Annotated in this window: 10 protein-coding genes and 1 tRNA gene; 7 read left to right on the top strand and 4 right to left on the bottom strand. The window is 29.3% G+C overall.

Annotated elements, in window-relative coordinates; genetic code table 11:
- Nucleotide 1: 1 nt before the first annotated feature.
- The 4 genes from ACSIGC_RS07185 to ACSIGC_RS07170 are packed head-to-tail and all read right to left on the bottom strand — an operon-like array spanning nucleotide 2 to nucleotide 7,323.
- Nucleotides 2-1,942 (bottom strand): hypothetical protein, encoded by a 1,941-nt coding sequence (locus ACSIGC_RS07185; RefSeq protein ID WP_442267451.1) that lies wholly within the window; start codon nucleotides 1,940-1,942, stop codon nucleotides 2-4.
- A gap of 8 nt (nucleotides 1,943-1,950) precedes the next feature.
- Nucleotides 1,951-3,960: a transglutaminase domain-containing protein gene (locus ACSIGC_RS07180; RefSeq protein ID WP_442267450.1), complete on the bottom strand. Its 2,010-nt coding sequence runs from the start codon at nucleotides 3,958-3,960 to the stop codon at nucleotides 1,951-1,953.
- Nucleotides 3,961-3,972: 12 nt separating this feature from the next.
- A complete protein-coding gene (locus tag ACSIGC_RS07175) occupies nucleotides 3,973-5,874 on the bottom strand; it encodes a DUF3857 domain-containing protein (protein ID WP_442267449.1) in 1,902 nt (633 codons plus the stop codon).
- Nucleotides 5,875-5,934: 60 nt separating this feature from the next.
- On the bottom strand, nucleotides 5,935-7,323 hold the full coding sequence (locus ACSIGC_RS07170) for a dipeptidase (protein ID WP_442267448.1): 1,389 nt from the start codon (nucleotides 7,321-7,323) through the stop codon (nucleotides 5,935-5,937).
- A gap of 171 nt (nucleotides 7,324-7,494) precedes the next feature.
- On the opposite strand from ACSIGC_RS07170, the gene ACSIGC_RS07165 reads away from it, so the two are divergent.
- From ACSIGC_RS07165 to ACSIGC_RS07135, 7 genes are all read left to right on the top strand, one after another.
- Nucleotides 7,495-7,576 (top strand) — tRNA-Leu (locus tag ACSIGC_RS07165).
- Nucleotides 7,577-7,703: 127 nt separating this feature from the next.
- Nucleotides 7,704-10,406, top strand: a complete 2,703-nt coding sequence (locus tag ACSIGC_RS07160; RefSeq protein WP_442267447.1) for a hybrid sensor histidine kinase/response regulator transcription factor — start codon at nucleotides 7,704-7,706, stop codon at nucleotides 10,404-10,406.
- A gap of 322 nt (nucleotides 10,407-10,728) precedes the next feature.
- Nucleotides 10,729-12,264: a YifB family Mg chelatase-like AAA ATPase gene (locus tag ACSIGC_RS07155; RefSeq protein ID WP_442267446.1), complete on the top strand. Its 1,536-nt coding sequence runs from the start codon at nucleotides 10,729-10,731 to the stop codon at nucleotides 12,262-12,264.
- Between the two features lie 43 nt (nucleotides 12,265-12,307).
- Nucleotides 12,308-13,633, top strand: a complete 1,326-nt coding sequence (gene pabB, locus ACSIGC_RS07150; RefSeq protein ID WP_442267445.1) for an aminodeoxychorismate synthase component I — start codon at nucleotides 12,308-12,310, stop codon at nucleotides 13,631-13,633.
- Between the two features lie 2 nt (nucleotides 13,634-13,635).
- A complete protein-coding gene (locus tag ACSIGC_RS07145; RefSeq protein WP_442267444.1) occupies nucleotides 13,636-14,454 on the top strand; it encodes an alpha/beta hydrolase in 819 nt (272 codons plus the stop codon).
- Nucleotides 14,455-14,468: 14 nt separating this feature from the next.
- Nucleotides 14,469-15,779 carry a tRNA lysidine(34) synthetase TilS gene (tilS, locus tag ACSIGC_RS07140; protein ID WP_442267443.1) on the top strand — a complete coding sequence of 437 codons (1,311 nt, stop codon included), beginning with the start codon at nucleotides 14,469-14,471 and terminating at the stop codon, nucleotides 15,777-15,779.
- 16 nt (nucleotides 15,780-15,795) lie between these two features.
- The gene (locus tag ACSIGC_RS07135) at nucleotides 15,796-17,772 is read left to right on the top strand and encodes a cytochrome c biogenesis protein CcdA (RefSeq protein WP_442267442.1); all 1,977 of its coding nucleotides are present in this window, start codon (nucleotides 15,796-15,798) and stop codon (nucleotides 17,770-17,772) included.
- Nucleotides 17,773-17,798: the final 26 nt, after the last annotated feature.

The raw sequence follows: 17,798 nt of genomic DNA, 5'->3' as shown, positions 1-17,798 counted from the left end.
TTTAATTTCTTTTTAACTCGATGTAACTTCCATGAATATTAATAATATTGTTATAGAATTCTTTTAAATAATGATATTCTTGTTGATTGTAAATAGCTTTGTTCAAAAAGAATTTTGAATATATCTTTATTTTATTTTCTGTGCTTTTTACATTTAATACAACTCTTCCTCCTTTATTTGGTAAAGAAATACCTTTACTTTCTGGCAGTTTGCTAATGCTATATCCGTCTGGTACATCTATATTAATCATGTAGGAGCGTGTAAAAGCATAACCAAAATCTACAGGGTAATTTCTTTCGTTTAATTTAAAAGGATTTTCTGTTATTTGATCAACTACAAAAGGAACGAAGCGAATAATATCTTCTTTTTCAACATCAGGAATACTAACAGATAAAAAAGTTTTAAAAGTTTCTTTCCCTTCTTGTGTAGGAATGTTGTTGAAGTCGTCAACTTCTAAAAAAGGATTCTTAGTTTCAAAATCTTCAATGTATTTATCTTCAGATTTAGAAGAAAGTTTCATACGTTCACTGTAGGAATAATAGCCTCTTCGAGAAGTTACTATCTTACCTTTTAAACCACCTTCTTCAAAACTAAGGTTAATGTTATGAGAAATAAAAGATTTAAATTTCGGTTTTATGAGTTCCCAATAACTTCCTTTGTCGAAATCTAAAACGCGTCCTTCACCGTTTAAACAGCGGAAAGGAATTTCACCAAATAATAAATCTTTATCTGTGGCGTCTAAAAAATAAACTTCATTGTTAATTACAGTTTTTACTAGCACATAATTAAACTCAGAAACAGATGGATGAAGTTTAGTTACAATTCCATTTTTTCTTGTTGATAAAACAACTAAGTAACTTTCAATTTTTGCAGCTTTAAGCGCGTTGTATAGTGAAAGATTTATACCATCTACACTTCCAGTTTTGTCTTCGTAAACATTTCTAATTTTGATTTTATCACTAGACCATAGTTTACCATCCCAATTTAATTCTGATTGAATATGCTTGTAAATAGCTTTGGCTCTTTCTAAATCGTTTCGATTGGTAAAAAGATTTTTAGGTAGATTTCTTTTAAAGTAACTTTTCTTAGATGTTTGTCCGTCAAAGAAATTATTTTTTAAAGTTTTATCTGCGTCTTTCCAAGTTTTTGTGTACTTCTTTACTCTTCCGTCTATAGTTGTATATGAAATAGGTTCAAAGATGATTTTAGATTTAAAATTCTCTTCGGAAAGCATGTAATCTTCTCCTTTAAAAGCAGGGACATTATCAAAACCAAATTCATAAATTAAACAGTCACCACTTAAACCATTAGAAAGTCGAACGCAGTCTTTTTCCACGTGATTACTCTTGCGATCTAATGGTTTATTAGCTCGCAAACGAATGTTGTATTTCCAATTTCCTAAAATCGTTGCAGTAAAATCACTTTTTATTTTAGGAATGTCAGATTGAAATTCCCAATCATCTAGTTTAGAATATGGAGAAATAAGACTATAGGTGTATTCAATTACTGAACCTTTTTTTACATTAGGTAATGTAAAGCTTGTTTGAGTCCAGTTTTCTGAAAGTTTCTTTTCGTAAATATGTTGGTCTGAAAGAAAAATCTTTTTTAGTAGTCCATCTACAGAAGTATAAGAAATGGCTTTAATATTTAAAACTTTTTCTTTCTTGTACGAATTGATAGAAATGGTAGCTCTATCTACTTCAGATTGATCAAAAATTTTAACTCTTTTGTATACATCGCGTCTAAAATAGTAGTCATTTTCTTGATCAATGTATTCGTGACCTTTTTCTTCTAGAACAAGAGCTTTGGCAGTAGAATCTTTTTGATAAAAAGACATTTCTACTTCTTTTAAATCTGTTAAACCCAATTTTTGAATATCACCAGTTTGGGAATTAGCATATAGACTTAAAAAAAGTAGAAATAATCTTGATATATATTTCATGAAAATATCTATTGCTTTGAAATGATGATTTTCTCGTTTTGTTTCGCTACTAATTGTTTAAAGAAGTCTTTAACTGTAGGGTAGTAAGTTGGTGAAATCACAGCACTGTTAAATTGTAATTTAGAATTTACTTGTATGGTTTTCCCGTCTTCTGTTACCATAAATTTAAAAAAGCCAAGATCATCAGGAATACCAATAGCTAATTGTTCTGGTATAAATTCTACTTTGTATCCTTCTGGTATTTTGATAGAAATTTTATTAGAATCACTCCAAGGTGTAGCAAAATCAATTGGAAAATTTCTTTCGTCACTCTTAAATGGGTTTTGTTCCATTGTTAAGAATAAAAGTGGATTAATATACAGTTTACCATTAATTTTTTCTACTAAGTCTTCGGAAGAAAACTTAAACATTCTGCTCAATGGCTTTCCAATATTTTTTTCATTTCTACTTTTAAAGTCATCGATTTCTATATTGTAATTTTCTTCAAACTTAGAAATTAGTTCATCTTCTTTTAAGTGGTTATAACGTTTTCTACTTTGCATAGCGCTTAGTTTTGTTTTCGATTGTATTACAAAACCAGAGCAAGTTCCATCGTCTTCGATAGTTAATTTTACTTTGTTTTCTTCAGTAGAATGAGAAGAAGAACTTAATTTTACCCATGAAGAAGTTCCATTCTGTAGTACTTTTCTACCATTCCAATTTAAAGCTCTTACAGGTAAAGAATTTGGTAAAGAATAAGGTTCTGTAGCATCTAAAAGAGCATATTTTCCATTAGCAAATTCTACCATGCTAATTACATAGTTAAAGCCATCTAAAGTAGGGAAAATAGGAACTCCATTAGAACGAGAACTCACTAAAACAGGATTAGCATTTAATCCAGCGCTTCTTAACATTGAAGTTAACATTAAGTTGATGTCAGCAGCGTTCCCTACTCCATCTTTATAAGCTTTTTTAACTCCTAATTCTGTGTATTTATTATAGTTCCCATTCCATTTAACTTTTGATTTTACAAGTTGGAAAATAGCTCCAAGTTTTTCGTATTCGTTTTTAGCTGTACCAAGTGCAGCAGCTAATTCATCCTTATAGTAGCTAGATTTATTTAATTCGTTTCCAAAACTGCTGTATGAATAAATTTTCTTACTTACATCTTCCCAACTTGTTGCATAATATTTAGGAGAGCTATCGGGCATTCTTACAAAAGATAATTCGTATTTAATACCACCTCTGTAGTTGTTAATATTAGAAACAAAAGGTTCAGAATCTTTTAATGCTGGAATATCTTTAGCATTATAATGGTCTACATTTTTCGTGTAATCAATAGAAGAGTTGCTAAAACTCGTTCTAACAATTCCTTCAGATCTAGATTTTGACGTAATGTTAATTTTTCCTCTTTTACGAGACGACTGTACAGGAACTGCGTAATATCCTTTAGAAGCTTTTCTAAAATTGAAGTATTCTGGAGTTTCTATAGAAACATCTAAAAGATCAACAGGAATGTCATATTGAAAATTCACAGGATCGATACTTGTGATAAAAGGAGAAGTAACCGTATACATTAAGTCGATAACAGTTCCTTCTTTTACATCTGGGAATACAATTTTTACAGAAGTGAAATTATCATTTATTTTTTCTTTAAATTGGTGAGAACTTTTCAATTTTGTTTTTACAATTTTTCCGTTTTCATTGTTAAAAGCGTATCCCTTTATTTTAATGATTTTTTCTCTTGTACTTCCATTATTATAAAGAGTAATTAAAAAAGTACCTTTCTCTAAAGCATCTTTAGAGTACACTTTTATTCTTTTGTGAATATCAGTAGTCATCATAAAACCATTGTTTTGATCGTACAAATAAGCGGTTCTTCTTTTGTTGTAAAGATAAGCTGCTGTAGCTGTAGAGTCTTTCTGGTGTTCTTTTTGTAGAATGACTTCTTTAGAGACTTTTCCAAATTTTATTTCTTGGGCAAAATTTTTACTTGTAAAAGCTATTAAAAATAGCGTAGATAAAATTAAGTTTTTCATAGTATTGATAAGTTAGTTTTTGTAAATAGCAATTCTCGCATTTTCTAATTTTGTGATACTTTTTCTGAATTTCCTATATAATTTATAATCTTCTTTAGGATAAGTTCCTTCTTTTATTAAAATCGATTTATTGTATTCTAAGGTTTTATCATCGATCTTTTTTATTGATGTTTTATATTCTCCAAATTTATTACTGATAGTTTTTTCTTCAGGAAGTTGTTGTATGCTAAAACCTTCAGGAATTGTTATAGTGTATTTATCTGTGTCTTTAAAACCTCTTTCTATTTGTAAAGGAAGTTTTCTGTTTCTATATCGTTTTGGGATGTAAGAGTTTCTGTTGAAAACATTAACTCTAAATAAAAATTCATTTCCGTTCAAAGTAGCATAATCATTAATGGCGACATCTAATTTTTCATTAAAAACAATATTGTCTTTATCGTTATTGATGTCGATTTTATTTATGCTCATGTTATTGTTGTAATCCCAAAGATTAGATAAGTAATACTTTTCTAAATCACTTTTAGATTTCTTATCTAGAGCTTGTTTACTGTCATATTGAATTCCTTTCGATGTGATATCAATTTTACCAGATAAACTTCCATTAGAATTTAAAATAATATTAGCAGAAGTGTGTTGTGAATTAAAATCATTTTTATAAGCAGGAGTTCTTTTAATAACACCGCCTTCTGTAGTAATTACTAAAACATCACGATCATCTGTAAAATCACCTAAAAAACCAAACGGCATAGTTTGACTAGTACATTCTAACCAAATATCTTCTCCATTGTTATTAGGAATATTTAAAATTACATGATTACCTTGCATAGATGTAAAGTCTTTATCAATGTCTCTACGTTCTTTAGCATAAACAACACTATAATTAGCTTCAACACCTACAGCATTCAGTAAAGCTTTGGTGTAATTAGTTAAGCCTTTACAATCTCCATAACCTAATTTATCTACTTCTTCAGCAGAAATAGGTTCCCATCCACCAATTCCAACTTGTACACTAATATATCTAGTTTTGTTCTGCATATAGTTGTAAATGGCTTTGGCTTTATCGATGTCATTATCAAAACCTTTAATAAGGTCCTTAGCTTTTGCAATGGTAGCAGGAGTAAGAACTATTTTATCATTTAAAAGTTTGCTGTCCATCCATTTCCCAAATTCATTCCAGTTAGATCCGCCACCTGAAACACCTTTTAAAGTAAATTGATCTAAAGCAACCATTAATGAAGGAAACAGATCAGAAAAACCAACTGTACTTCTTTCATATTCAGTAGCAGGTTGGTTTGCTATTTTATAGTGGATTTGGTTTTCTGAAACTTTTTCTATTGGGTAGCCAGAAAAATTCTTCTCTTTTTTTCTTAAGGTTAAGTTTTTAGGATTGTTAATTTTATATTCAGCTTTTTGAATAGCAGTGTAAAATGAACCTATTGGATACCATCTTGGAATAAAACCTGTAGAAGATGTCGAATATTCAGATTCAAAAACAACAGTGTATGGATATTGAATAGGGGTGTAGTTGATGTATTTCATACGAGCATCAGAGTATAAAGTTCCTCCATCAACAGCACTTATGTCTATAAACTTTCCTTTACTGTATTTTTTTATTTCTTTTCCGAATTTATCATAAACTTTAGCAGAAAGTTTAGTGATTTTTGTGTCGTCATCATAATTTGCATAAGTGTCAATTTCGCTATTTCCTTCTTTGTTTAAAACAGTAACAACCCTTTTTTTGTATACAGTCATTCTGTTTGAATTTTCAATGTTAACTTCAATGTAGTTTTCACGTATTACAGCATTAGCATCTTTTGTTAATTCAGCAGGTATAGTTAGTATCGATAATTCAGTATCTTGTGCTGTTATACTTAATTGTAAAAAGCAGATTATAAGAAGAGTAAGTTTTTTCATAGTGTTTTTTGGGTGCGAATTTAATAAAAAAAATAAAACCCCAAAAAGGGGTTTTAAATGCTATTTGTGTAATTCGCTGAAATATTTGTAAAAATAAGGTATAGTTTCAATACCTTTTAGATAATTCCATATTCCAAAATGTTCATTAGGAGAGTGAATTGCATCGGAGTTTAATCCGAATCCCATTAAAATAGTTTTGCTTTTTAATTCCTGCTCAAATAAAGCTACAATTGGAATGCTTCCTCCACTTCGTTGAGGTATTGGAGTAACTCCAAAAGTTTCTTGATATGCTTTACTTGCTGCTTGGTAACCAATACTATCTATAGGAGTAACATAGCCTTGCCCTCCATGATGAGGAGTTACTTTTACTTTAACACTGTCTGGGGCGATACTTTCAAAGTGAGACTTAAATAATGTTGTTATTTCTTCCCAATCTTGATTAGGAACTAAACGCATAGATATTTTAGCATAAGCTTTAGAAGCGATAACCGTTTTTGCTCCTTCACCAATATAACCTCCCCAAATTCCATTAACATCTAAAGTTGGTCTTATAGAGTTTCTTTCATTGGTAGTATATCCTTTTTCTCCATATACATCATCTATGTTTAAAGCATTTTTATATTCTTCTAAAGAGAAAGGAGCTTTGGCCATTTCATTTCTTTCCTCTTGAGAAAGTTCTTCAACTTTATCGTAAAACCCAGGTATAGTAATATGATTGTTTTCATCATGTAATGAAGCAATCATTTTAGTTAAAATATTGATAGGATTAGCTACAGCACCACCATATAAACCAGAATGTAAATCACGATTTGGCCCAGTTATTTCAACTTCCACATAACTAAGTCCTCTTAATCCAGTAGTTATAGAAGGTATATCGTTAGCTATCATTCCAGTATCAGAAATCAAGATGACATCATTGGCTAGTTTTTCAACATTTCTAGGAACAAACCAAGCTAAACTTTCAGAACCAACTTCTTCTTCACCTTCAATCATAAATTTAACATTACAAGGTAAATTTCCTTCAGAAGTCATGTATTCTAATGCTTTTACATGCATGTACATTTGACCCTTGTCATCACAAGCTCCTCTGGCAAAAATTGCTCCTTCTGGATGAAGTTCTGTTTTCTTGATAACTGGCTCAAAAGGAGGAGAATCCCATAACTCTAATGGATCTGCTGGTTGAACATCATAATGTCCGTAAACTAAAACTGTAGGTAAATTAGTATCAATTATTTTTTCACCATAAATAATAGGGTATCCAGGTGTTTCACATAATTCTACTTTATCGCATCCAGCTTCCTTAAGAGACTTCATAATAGAATCAGCAGTGTTTAAAACATCCTGAGAAAAAGCTGTGTCAGCACTTATAGAAGGGATTTTTAAAAGATCAATAAGTTCATCAATAAAACGTTTCTTATTTTTTTCAATATATTCTTTAACGGTGTGCATTATGTCTTTAATTATTTATGCTAAGTTACTTTTTTTCTAGAAAAAATAATTAAGAACAAGTTTGTAAAAGAGTAAATTACTAGAATAAAAAAAGAAAATTTTAGAAATACGCGTTTTTAAGTTTGAGATTTGAATAGTTTGTGTATATTTGCACACCAAATTTTAGTATTAGCGGGTGTGGTGGAATTGGTAGACACGCTAGACTTAGGATCTAGTGCCGAAAGGCGTGGGGGTTCGACTCCCTTCACCCGTACAAATGAAAAACGCAAATAAGACTACGATAAGTAAGCTTACTTTGCGTTTTTTTTTTATTTTTTAAGTTAGTGTATTAAAAATTAAAATAGTAGTAGTTGGGGGAAGTTAAGAACATACTATTTTTTTTGTTACTTATATTGGTGCATATTGGTTGTAACGATTCTAAGATTCAAAAAAAGAACATAATTGGATTTTCACAGTTTTCTTCTAGTGAAAATAGGAAAAATGCTGTTGTTCAGTCAATGAATATAGAAACAGGTTTTCATAAAAACATTGTTTTAAGTGTATCAGATTCTAAAGCTGATGTAGACAAGCAAATTTCGGATATCGAAAATTTTATAAAAGAAAAGGTTGATGTTATTATAGTGTCACCAATTGCTCCAAAACCTCTAAAGCCAATTATTAAAAAAGCTGTAAAAAGTAAGATACCTGTAATTGTTTTAGATAGAAAAATTGATGTTTATGATTCTTTTATTGGAGTAGATAATTATGAAGTTGGAGTTAATGCAGCAAAATACTTGAAATCATTAAAGAAAAAAATTAAAATTTTAGAAATTAAAGGCTGGGCAGGAACAACTCCAACAAAACATATTAGTTTAGGATTTAGAAAAAAAATTAAAGATGATGATGATTTAGAATTTGTAGGTTCTGTTCAAGATAGTTATGATGGGTCTGGGATTGAAGAAAAGCTAGAGAATTTGTTAAATGAAATCGAACAGATTGATTATGTTTTTGCACACTCTGATGATTTAGCACTTAAGGCTTATAATATTTTTAAATCATCAAAACACAAAGATGTAAAGTTTATTGGAGTCGGAGGTTTAAACTCCGAAAATGAAGGACTAGATTTAGTTAAAAGAGAGATTTTTGAAGCAACAATTTTAAGTCCAACAGGAGGGAAAGAGGCTATACAAGTCGCAATGAACTTTATAAGAGGTGTTGAAGTGAAATCTGAATTATTATTACCATCTGTTATAGTTGATGCAACCAATGTAGAATTGTTAAGTAGACAATTAAGTCTTATTAAAGATCATGAGTCAGATATAGAAAGACAACAGTTAAAAATTAATGAACAAATTAAACTGTATAATTCTCAACGTGATTTTTTAATAGCGACATTAATTTTCTTAGCAATAATAATAACGTTATTGGTTATTTCATTATTGGCAAGAAAAAAACTGATACAGCAAAAAAGATTATTGGTGAAATTAATTGATCAAATAGACAAACAGAAAAAAGAAATTGAGAAAATAGCAGAAGACTTAAGAATAACCAATGAAACTACAAATAACTTTTTTATGGGGGTTTCACATGATTTTAAAACTCCTATTTCATTAATATTATCTTCTACAGAATCATTAATAGGGTCAGAAAGTCAGCAAAAATCTAATGAGTTCAATTTGATTTATAATAACTCTAGAAGACTTTTAAGAATGATAAATCAATTATTAGATTTTAGAAGAGTAGAAAGTAGAAGTTTTAAGCTAAAAGCTTCTAAAACTAATATAGAATCTTTTGTTACTTCAATATTTTCAGAATTTAACAGTGAAGCAAACAAAAAAAAGATAGATTTTTCATTAAAAGTAAAAATTAATGAATCAGAGGTTTTTATTGATAGAGATTTATTTGATAATATATTGTTCAATTTACTTTCAAATGCGTTTAAATTTACTCCTATAGGAGGTAAAATAGAAGTTGGTATTGAAGACACAATTAATAAATTCTTTATTTCTATTAAGGATACAGGTATTGGGATACCTAGTACTGAAAAAGAAAAAATATTTAATCAGTTTTATCAAGGTACCAATAATCAAAAGTCTAGTTCCGGAATAGGTTTGTTTTTAACAAAAGAATATATAAAACTCCATAAAGGAGATGTCAGGGTGATTTCAGATAAGGATAAAGGAGCTGAATTTGTTATTTCTATTCCAAAAGGAAAAACACATTTGAAAAAGGAAGAAGTAGTTAATTTAGATTTAAAAGAAATTCAAGTACAAAAAAAAGATTTTATAGAAGTAGTTGATTTTAATTTAAAGAAATCAAGCGCAGAAAAAGAGAGGTTGTTAATAATTGAAGATAATAATGATTTAAGAGAGTTTTTAAAAGATAAATTATCTGAATTTTATGAGGTTTATGATTCCGATGGTATAAGGGTTAAAGATAAAATATTGGAAACTATTCCAGATGTGATTATAAGTGATGTGAATTTACCAGAGATAAATGGTTTTGAAATCTGTGAAATGGTAAAGAAAGATGAAAGAACATCACATATTCCAGTTTTAATTTTAACGGCGTTAAAAACAGATGAAGCACATTTAAGAGGCTTAAAATCTGGTGTAGATATGTTTTTAACTAAGCCATTTAATTTATCAGTATTATTTCAATCAGTAGAAACATTATTATATAATCGTAAAAAACTTCAAAAGTATTTTAAAGAAAATACAAAGAATTTAAAAGAAGAAAAAACTAAAGAACAAAAAAGAAAAATAAAAGACAAAGAGTCTGATTTTATAAATAAAATAGATAATTTAATCGAATCAAATATAGATGATTCTTCTTTTACTGTTGAAGTTCTAGCAGATGAATTAAATATTTCTAGAGTACAATTATATAGAAAGATTAAAGCTTTGTTAGGAATTACAATTAGCGATTATATTCAGAATATTAGATTAGAAAAAGGAAAAGAAATGTTGTTAACAGATAATTCGTTAAGTATAGCAGATATAGCTTATTCAGTAGGGTTTTCTTCTCCAAATTACTTTTCTACAGCATTTAAAGCTAAGTATGGAGACACGCCTAAAAAATATAAAAAGGGAAAAACTAACTAGAATTATACTTTTTTTGTAACATTTTTAAAGTAATTAGGGTTAAGTTTTTGTTTTTTAAAGGCTTGTGTGTTTTTTTTAAAATTGTAACATTATTGAAGTTAATAAGAACAAAAGTAACTTAACTTTGTGTATATAATCTAATATTTGTGATTTCTTACGGGAAAAACTAGTAAAAGAATTGGGGGATTATTTTACACTTTATCCAAATAAAGATTATAAAATTAAAGCGCGATTATATCGCGCTTTTTTTTTGTGTAAATTAAGTATTTGCTGGTTTAAAAGAAAATTATTTTCTTTATCTAAAATTGTTAAAGAAAAAAATATGCTAGTTAAAGTTTTTGGATCAGCTCTGTTCGGAGTTGATGCTACCACTATTACCGTTGAAGTAAATATAGATAAAGGAATAGGTTATCATTTGGTAGGCTTACCTGATAATGCTATTAAAGAAAGTAATTTTAGAATTGCAGCAGCATTACAAAATATAGGTTACAAAATCCCTGGTAAAAAAATTACAATTAATATGGCGCCTGCAGATCTTAGAAAAGAAGGTTCTGCTTATGATTTAACTTTAGCTATAGGTATTTTAGCTGCGTCAAATCAAATAAAAGCAGATAAGATTAGCGATTATCTAATAATGGGAGAGTTGTCTCTAGATGGAAGTTTACAACCTATTAAAGGAGTTTTACCAATTGCTATAAAAGCCAAAGAAGAAGGTTTTAAAGGTTTCATTCTACCATTACAAAATGCAAAAGAAGCGGCTGTTGTTAATGGGTTGAATATTTATGGTGTTCAGAATATGAAAGAAGTTATCGGTTTTTTTGATAAAGAGAATGAACTTACAGAGACTTTAATTGACATAGAAAAAGAATACAGCGATCAATTAGAAAACCCTGAGTTTGATTTTGCTGATGTTAAAGGTCAGGAAAGTATTAAACGTTGTATGGAAATAGCAGCAGCTGGAGGACACAATATAATATTGATAGGTCCGCCAGGTTCAGGTAAAACAATGTTAAGTAAAAGACTATCATCTATTCTTCCTCCTATGACTTTGGATGAAGCTTTAGAGACTACTAAAATTCATTCTGTAGTAGGTAAAGTGGTTAATTCTGGCTTAATGTTAGATCGCCCTTTTAGAAATCCTCATCATACGATTTCAGATGTTGCTTTAGTAGGTGGAGGTTCTTATCCTCAACCAGGAGAAATTTCATTGTCTCATAATGGTGTGCTATTTTTAGATGAATTACCAGAATTTAAAAGAAGTGTTTTAGAAGTAATGCGTCAACCACTTGAAGATCGAGAAGTAACAATTTCTAGAGCTAGATTTACAGTGACTTATCCTTCTTCTTTTATGTTGGTTGCAAGTATGAATCCTAGTCCTGGTGGTTACTTTAATGATACTGACAATGTAATACATTCTTCACCTCTTGAAATGCAACGATATTTAAGTAAAATTTCTGGTCCTTTATTAGATCGAATAGATTTACATATTGAAGTAAACCCAGTCCCTTTCGAAAAACTTTCAGACACCAAAAGAGGTGAATCTTCACTAATCATAAGAGAAAGAGTCACAGCAGCTAGAGCAATCCAAACAAAGAGATTTCAATCTTTAGAAAATGTACATTATAACGCTCAAATGAATACAAAACAAATACGAGAGTATTGCAAATTGAATGAAAGTTCAAAAAAATTATTAAAAACAGCTATGGAACAATTAAATTTATCTGCTAGAGCTTACGATCGTATTTTAAAAGTAGCTAGAACAATTGCTGATTTAGATAATTCTGTAGATGTAATTGAAAATCATATTGCTGAAGCCATTCAGTACAGAAGCTTAGATAGAGAAGGATGGTTAGGTTAAAAAATGTAATGAAATAATAATTCTCATTTACTATTTTTGTCCAATGTTTTTGAGAACTGAACATACCTTTTTCCTTGAAAATATAGAAGATTTCAAGAAAAAACTGTTAAAATGGGGGCAAACCCATGAAACTGTCGTTTTTTTAGATAGCAATAATTACAAGCAACAATACTCGAGTTTTGATTGTGTATTGGCTGTAGAAGAATTTACATCTATAAAAACAGATTATTATAATGCTTTAGAGAAGTTAAAAGAATATCAATCTTATAGTAAAGATTATTTGTTTGGATATTTGTCGTATGATGTTAAGAATGATGTAGAGAAACTGTATTCAAATAATTATGATGGTTTAGCTTTTCCAGATATTTATTTCTTTCAACCTCAAAAGATTATTTCAATAAAAGGAAATGAGGCTAAGTTTTTATATTTGAATGCTTTTGATGATGAAATAGAAGATGATTTTGAAAGTATTTTAGGGGCTAGTTTATCGGTAAAATCGGATCAGTCAAAAGATGAAAAATCACCAGTAAAAATTAAGCTTCGAATTCATAAAGATGAATATTTTTCAAAATTAGATCAGATATTAAAACATATACATAGGGGAGATATTTATGAAGCAAATTTTTGTCAAGAATTTTATGCTGAAAATGTGAATATCGATCCATATTCGATTTACAGAAATTTGAATACAATTTCCGAACCACCCTTTGCAACATTTTTTAAACATGAAGAATTGTTTTTATTGTCTGCTTCTCCTGAACGTTATTTGAGAAAAGAAGGAAGTAAAATTATTTCTCAACCTATAAAAGGAACAGCTAAAAGAATGGTTAATTCTATCGAAGATGATAAAATAGCTTTTGATTTGGCTAGAGATGAAAAAGAACGATCGGAAAATATTATGATTGTCGATTTGGTTAGAAATGATTTATCAAGATTGGCTAAAAAAGGATCAGTAAAAGTTGAAGAACTCTGTAAAGTATATTCTTTTAAACAAGTACATCAATTAATATCAACTGTTGTTTCAGAAATTAATAAAGATGTTCATCCTGTAGATATAATTAAAGAGACTTTTCCAATGGGAAGTATGACAGGCGCGCCCAAAATTTCTGCCATGGAAATTATAGAAAAGTTAGAAGAAACAAAAAGAGGATTATACTCCGGAGCTTTTGGGTATTTTACTCCAGAAGGTGATTTCGATTTTAATGTGGTGATACGCAGTATTTTATATAATTCTGATAAAAAATATGTATCTTATTCCGTAGGAGGAGCTATTACAGCGAAGTCTGTACCAGAAAAAGAATATGAAGAATGTCTGTTAAAGGCAAAAGCAATGAAACAAGTATTAACACAAAATACCAATAGTAATTAAGAATGCATAGTACAATTCAATTTAAGCACAACGAAACCGAGTTTTTTGGCCAATACTGGAAACCTCAGAATTATAAAGCATCAGTTATTATTCTTCACGGATTAGGTGAACACTCGGGAAGGTTTTCTCATGTTGCAGAAGAATTGATAAAGTATGATTTTGCTGTTATTGCTTTCGATCATTATGGCCATGGAAAAACAAAAGGTAAGAGAGGTCATAATCCAGGTTATAATGCAGTTATGAATAGTATCACAGCATTTATAAAGAAAACGGAAGAGGTATTAGGCGATTATCCTATGTTTCTTTATGGCCATTCAATGGGAGGGAATGCAGTTTTAAACTACATGATTTCTTCTACAAATAATATTAAAGGAGTTGTTGCAACTAGTCCGTTTTTAAAGCTAGCATTTGAGCCTCCAAAATGGAAATTGTCTTTAGGAAAATTAGTTCAAAAGATAGCACCTTCATTAACTTTAGATAATGAGGTAGATCCTAATTTTATATCTAGAGATATTAAAGAAGTAAAACGGTATAAAGACGATCCTTTAGTGCATTCTAGAGTAAGTCCTAATTTTTCTTTAGCTTTTATAGAAAAAGGAATTTATGCAATTGAAAATGCATCTAAGTTAAAAAAGCCTGCTTTATTGCTTCACGGAAAAGAGGATAAGTTAATTAGTTATCTGGGAAGTGAAGAGTTTTCAAAGAATAATACAATAGTCTCTTTAAAATTATATGAAGAAGCTTATCATGAATTGCATAATGATTTTTGTAAAGATCAAGTAATTCAAGATATTATTACTTGGTTAAAAACTCAGGTGTAATTTATTTAAAATAAGTGTTACAAGATTTTAAACTTCATATAGAAGATAACTTTTCTTTTTTAAAAGAGAAACGTTTTTTAATAGCAGTATCAGGAGGAATAGATAGTGTTGTTTTATGTTATCTATTTCATGCTTTAAAATATAGTTTTGCTATTGCGCATTGTAATTTCAAATTAAGAGGAGAGGAAAGTGATGAAGATGAAGATTTTGTCAAAACTCTTGGAAGTACCTTACAAGTTGAAGTTTTTACAGAATCTTTCAAAACAGAAAACTATTCTAAAGAACAAAAAACATCAATTCAAATTGCAGCAAGAGAACTTCGTTACAATTGGTTTAATAAATTAATTAAAAAAAGAAACTTTTCTTATGTATTAACAGCACATCATGCAGATGATAATCTGGAAACTTTTTTTATAAATTTAACTAGAGGCTCAGGTATAGATGGGTTAATTGGTATTCCTAAAAAGAATGAGAATATACTGAGACCATTATTAAAGTTTTCTAGGGAGGAAATAGAAAAATATGCATTAAAAAAAGAGATAAGATGGAGAGAAGATGCTAGTAATGCAGAACAAAAATACTTGAGAAATAAAATTAGACATAGCCTTATTCCAGTTTTAAAAGAGATAGAACCTAATATTTTAAACACTTTTGGGAAAGTATCAAAAAATTTATCAGAGAGTAAAAGTATAATTGACGATAAAATAAGAGAAGTTTCAGAAGATTTAATAGAGAAAGATGGCGATTTTATAAAAATTAACATATCAAAAGTGTTAAATTTGTCAAATCCAAAAACTTATTTATATCATTTATTAAAGGAATTTAATTTCACAGAATGGAATAATGTTAAGGACTTGTTAAAATCTCAGACTGGGAAAGTTATTTCTTCTAAAACCCATGAAATACTTAGGGATAGAGATTTTTTATTACTCCAAAAACGCAAGTTAAATAAAGATTCAAAAAGAAGTTATGAAATAAATTTAGGAACATATAAAGTCAATAATGAGTTTTCTATAAGCGTTGAAAAAAACACGAAAAATGAAGCTGTAAATAAAAAATCTATTTTAGTTAACAAAAATTTAGTAACTTTCCCGATGATAATAAGGAAATGGGAAGTTGGAGATTTTTTCTACCCTACAGGGATGAAAGGGAAGAAAAAAGTAAGTAAGTTTTTTAAAGATGAAAAGTTGTCAAAGTTTGAGAAAGAGAGAATTTGGCTGCTTTGTAATCAGAAAAATGAGATCGTTTGGATTGTTGGAAAAAGGCAAGACAGAAGATTTGTTCCTTCAATTTCTTCAAAAGATGTATTAAAAATAAGTATTTAAAATAACCCCAATGACAATGAAAAGAGTTTTTACCCTATTTTTATTTATTCTAGGATTCTCATTTGCGTCTTTTGCACAAGATGATCCCCTAGAAGTAGAAACCTCTGTAAAAAAAATCTCAGATACTGAGTACGATTTAATTTTCACTATTTTTATTGAAGATGATTGGCACCTTTATTCGCAGTACAATCCAAAGGATGCATCATTACCAATGACGATAAAACCGTCAGTAGGTGATGAAGGATATACTTTAGTTGGTAAAGCTGTTGAAAGTGAGACAATAACAGAGTATAGCGAAATATGGGGAGTAGACGAAATCTTTTTTGCAGAAGAAGCTACTCTTACACAACGCATAAAGTTAGATGATACATCTTTAACTCAAGTATCACTTAATATAGATGCGCAAGTTTGTAAAGAGTTCTGTTTACCTTATGATAATGATTTTACTTTTTCTTTGAATGGAGGTAAAGTTGTTGAAACAGTTGCCACTGTTGATGATAATAGTAAAGCTTTAACAAATTCATTAACTTTAGATTTAAAGAATAAAGAGTTGTTAAATACAGACATCTCAAATGGAACTACGGATGAAGGGAAAGGAAATTTGTTAAATATTTTCTTATTAGGTTTCTTAGGAGGACTAATAGCTTTCTTAACACCTTGTGTATTTCCATTAATACCTTTAACTGTTTCTTTCTTTACAAAACAAGCTGAGAAAAAAGCTAAAGGAGTTACAAACTCAATTTTATATGGTTTCTTTATTGTAGCTATTTATGTAGCTTTAAGTTTACCATTCCACTTCGCAGATAGTTTAGATCCAGAAATATTAAATACGATTTCTACAAATATGTGGTTGAACATATTTTTCTTTATCGTTTTAGTATTTTTTGCAGGTTCTTTCTTTGGGTTTTATTCAATTACATTACCAAGTTCATGGGGAAATAAAGCAGATAGTGCTTCTGGTATAGGTGGTATTATTGGTATTTTCTTCATGGCTGTTACTTTGGCAATTGTATCGTTCTCTTGTACTGGGCCGATTTTAGGTTCTTTATTAGCAGGTTCTTTAACTTCAGATGGAGGTCCAATGCAATTGACAGCAGGTATGGGAGGATTTGGTTTAGCTTTAGCTTTACCTTTTGCATTCTTTGCTCTTTTCCCGAAATTATTAAGTGCACTACCTAAATCTGGTTTTTGGATGAAGGCTATTACTGTAATGTTAGGATTTATAGAATTAGCTTTAGCATTTAAATTCTTATCAAACGCAGATTTAGTAGGTCAGTGGAATTTCTTAAAAAGAGAAATATTTATCGGAATCTGGATTTTAATTACTGTTTTAGCAGCATTATTTATGTTTGGAGTAATTAAATTCCCTGGAGGAGAAAAAGTAAGAAGAGTATCAGGTTTACGAATTATTTTAGGTTTAGCAGTTTTAGGTTTTGCTGTTTATATGGCACCAGGTGTTACACAAAAACCAGTATGGAATCAAAATTTATTAAGTGGATTTGCTCCTCCGCAATTTTATAGTATTTACGAATTACAAGACAATAAATGTCCTTTAGCTTTAAATTGTTTTAAAGATTTTGATGAGGGAATGGCTTATGCAAAATCCGTAAACAAACCTGTATTATTAGACTTCACAGGTTGGGCTTGTGTGAACTGTCGTAAGATGGAAGAAAATGTTTGGAGTGAAACTAATATTTACAATACTTTAAAAGATGATTATGTTTTAATTTCTTTATATGTAGATGATAACGAAAATACTTTACCAGCAGATCAACAGTTTGATTTTGTTAAACCTAATGGGAAAATTAAGAAAATTAGAACTTATGGTGAAAAATGGGCAACATTACAAACAGTAAACTTTAAAAATGCTTCACAACCATTTTATGTTCAGTTAAGTCCAGATTTAGAAGTGTTAAACTCACCACAGCAGTATACTGATAAATTAAGTTATTACAATTGGTTAAAAGAAGGAGTAAAAAACTTTAAAAAATAATATTATATTTTTTATAATTTTAGATA

This window comes from Tenacibaculum aquaeponti, from assembly GCF_052084715.1.
In the GTDB taxonomy this organism is placed as follows: Bacteria; Bacteroidota; Bacteroidia; order Flavobacteriales; family Flavobacteriaceae; genus Polaribacter.
This window is presented reverse-complemented; position numbering and strand designations above follow the sequence as displayed.

Coding starts and splice junctions, on each gene's coding strand:
- pabB (WP_442267445.1), top strand. CDS start 12,308: ATGTTTTTGAGAACTGAACATACCTTTTTCCTTGAAAATATAGAAGAT.
- ACSIGC_RS07180 (WP_442267450.1), bottom strand. CDS start 3,960: ATGAAAAACTTAATTTTATCTACGCTATTTTTAATAGCTTTTACAAGT.
- ACSIGC_RS07145 (WP_442267444.1), top strand. CDS start 13,636: ATGCATAGTACAATTCAATTTAAGCACAACGAAACCGAGTTTTTTGGC.
- ACSIGC_RS07155 (WP_442267446.1), top strand. CDS start 10,729: ATGCTAGTTAAAGTTTTTGGATCAGCTCTGTTCGGAGTTGATGCTACC.
- ACSIGC_RS07135 (WP_442267442.1), top strand. CDS start 15,796: ATGAAAAGAGTTTTTACCCTATTTTTATTTATTCTAGGATTCTCATTT.
- ACSIGC_RS07175 (WP_442267449.1), bottom strand. CDS start 5,874: ATGAAAAAACTTACTCTTCTTATAATCTGCTTTTTACAATTAAGTATA.
- ACSIGC_RS07170 (WP_442267448.1), bottom strand. CDS start 7,323: ATGCACACCGTTAAAGAATATATTGAAAAAAATAAGAAACGTTTTATT.
- ACSIGC_RS07185 (WP_442267451.1), bottom strand. CDS start 1,942: ATGAAATATATATCAAGATTATTTCTACTTTTTTTAAGTCTATATGCT.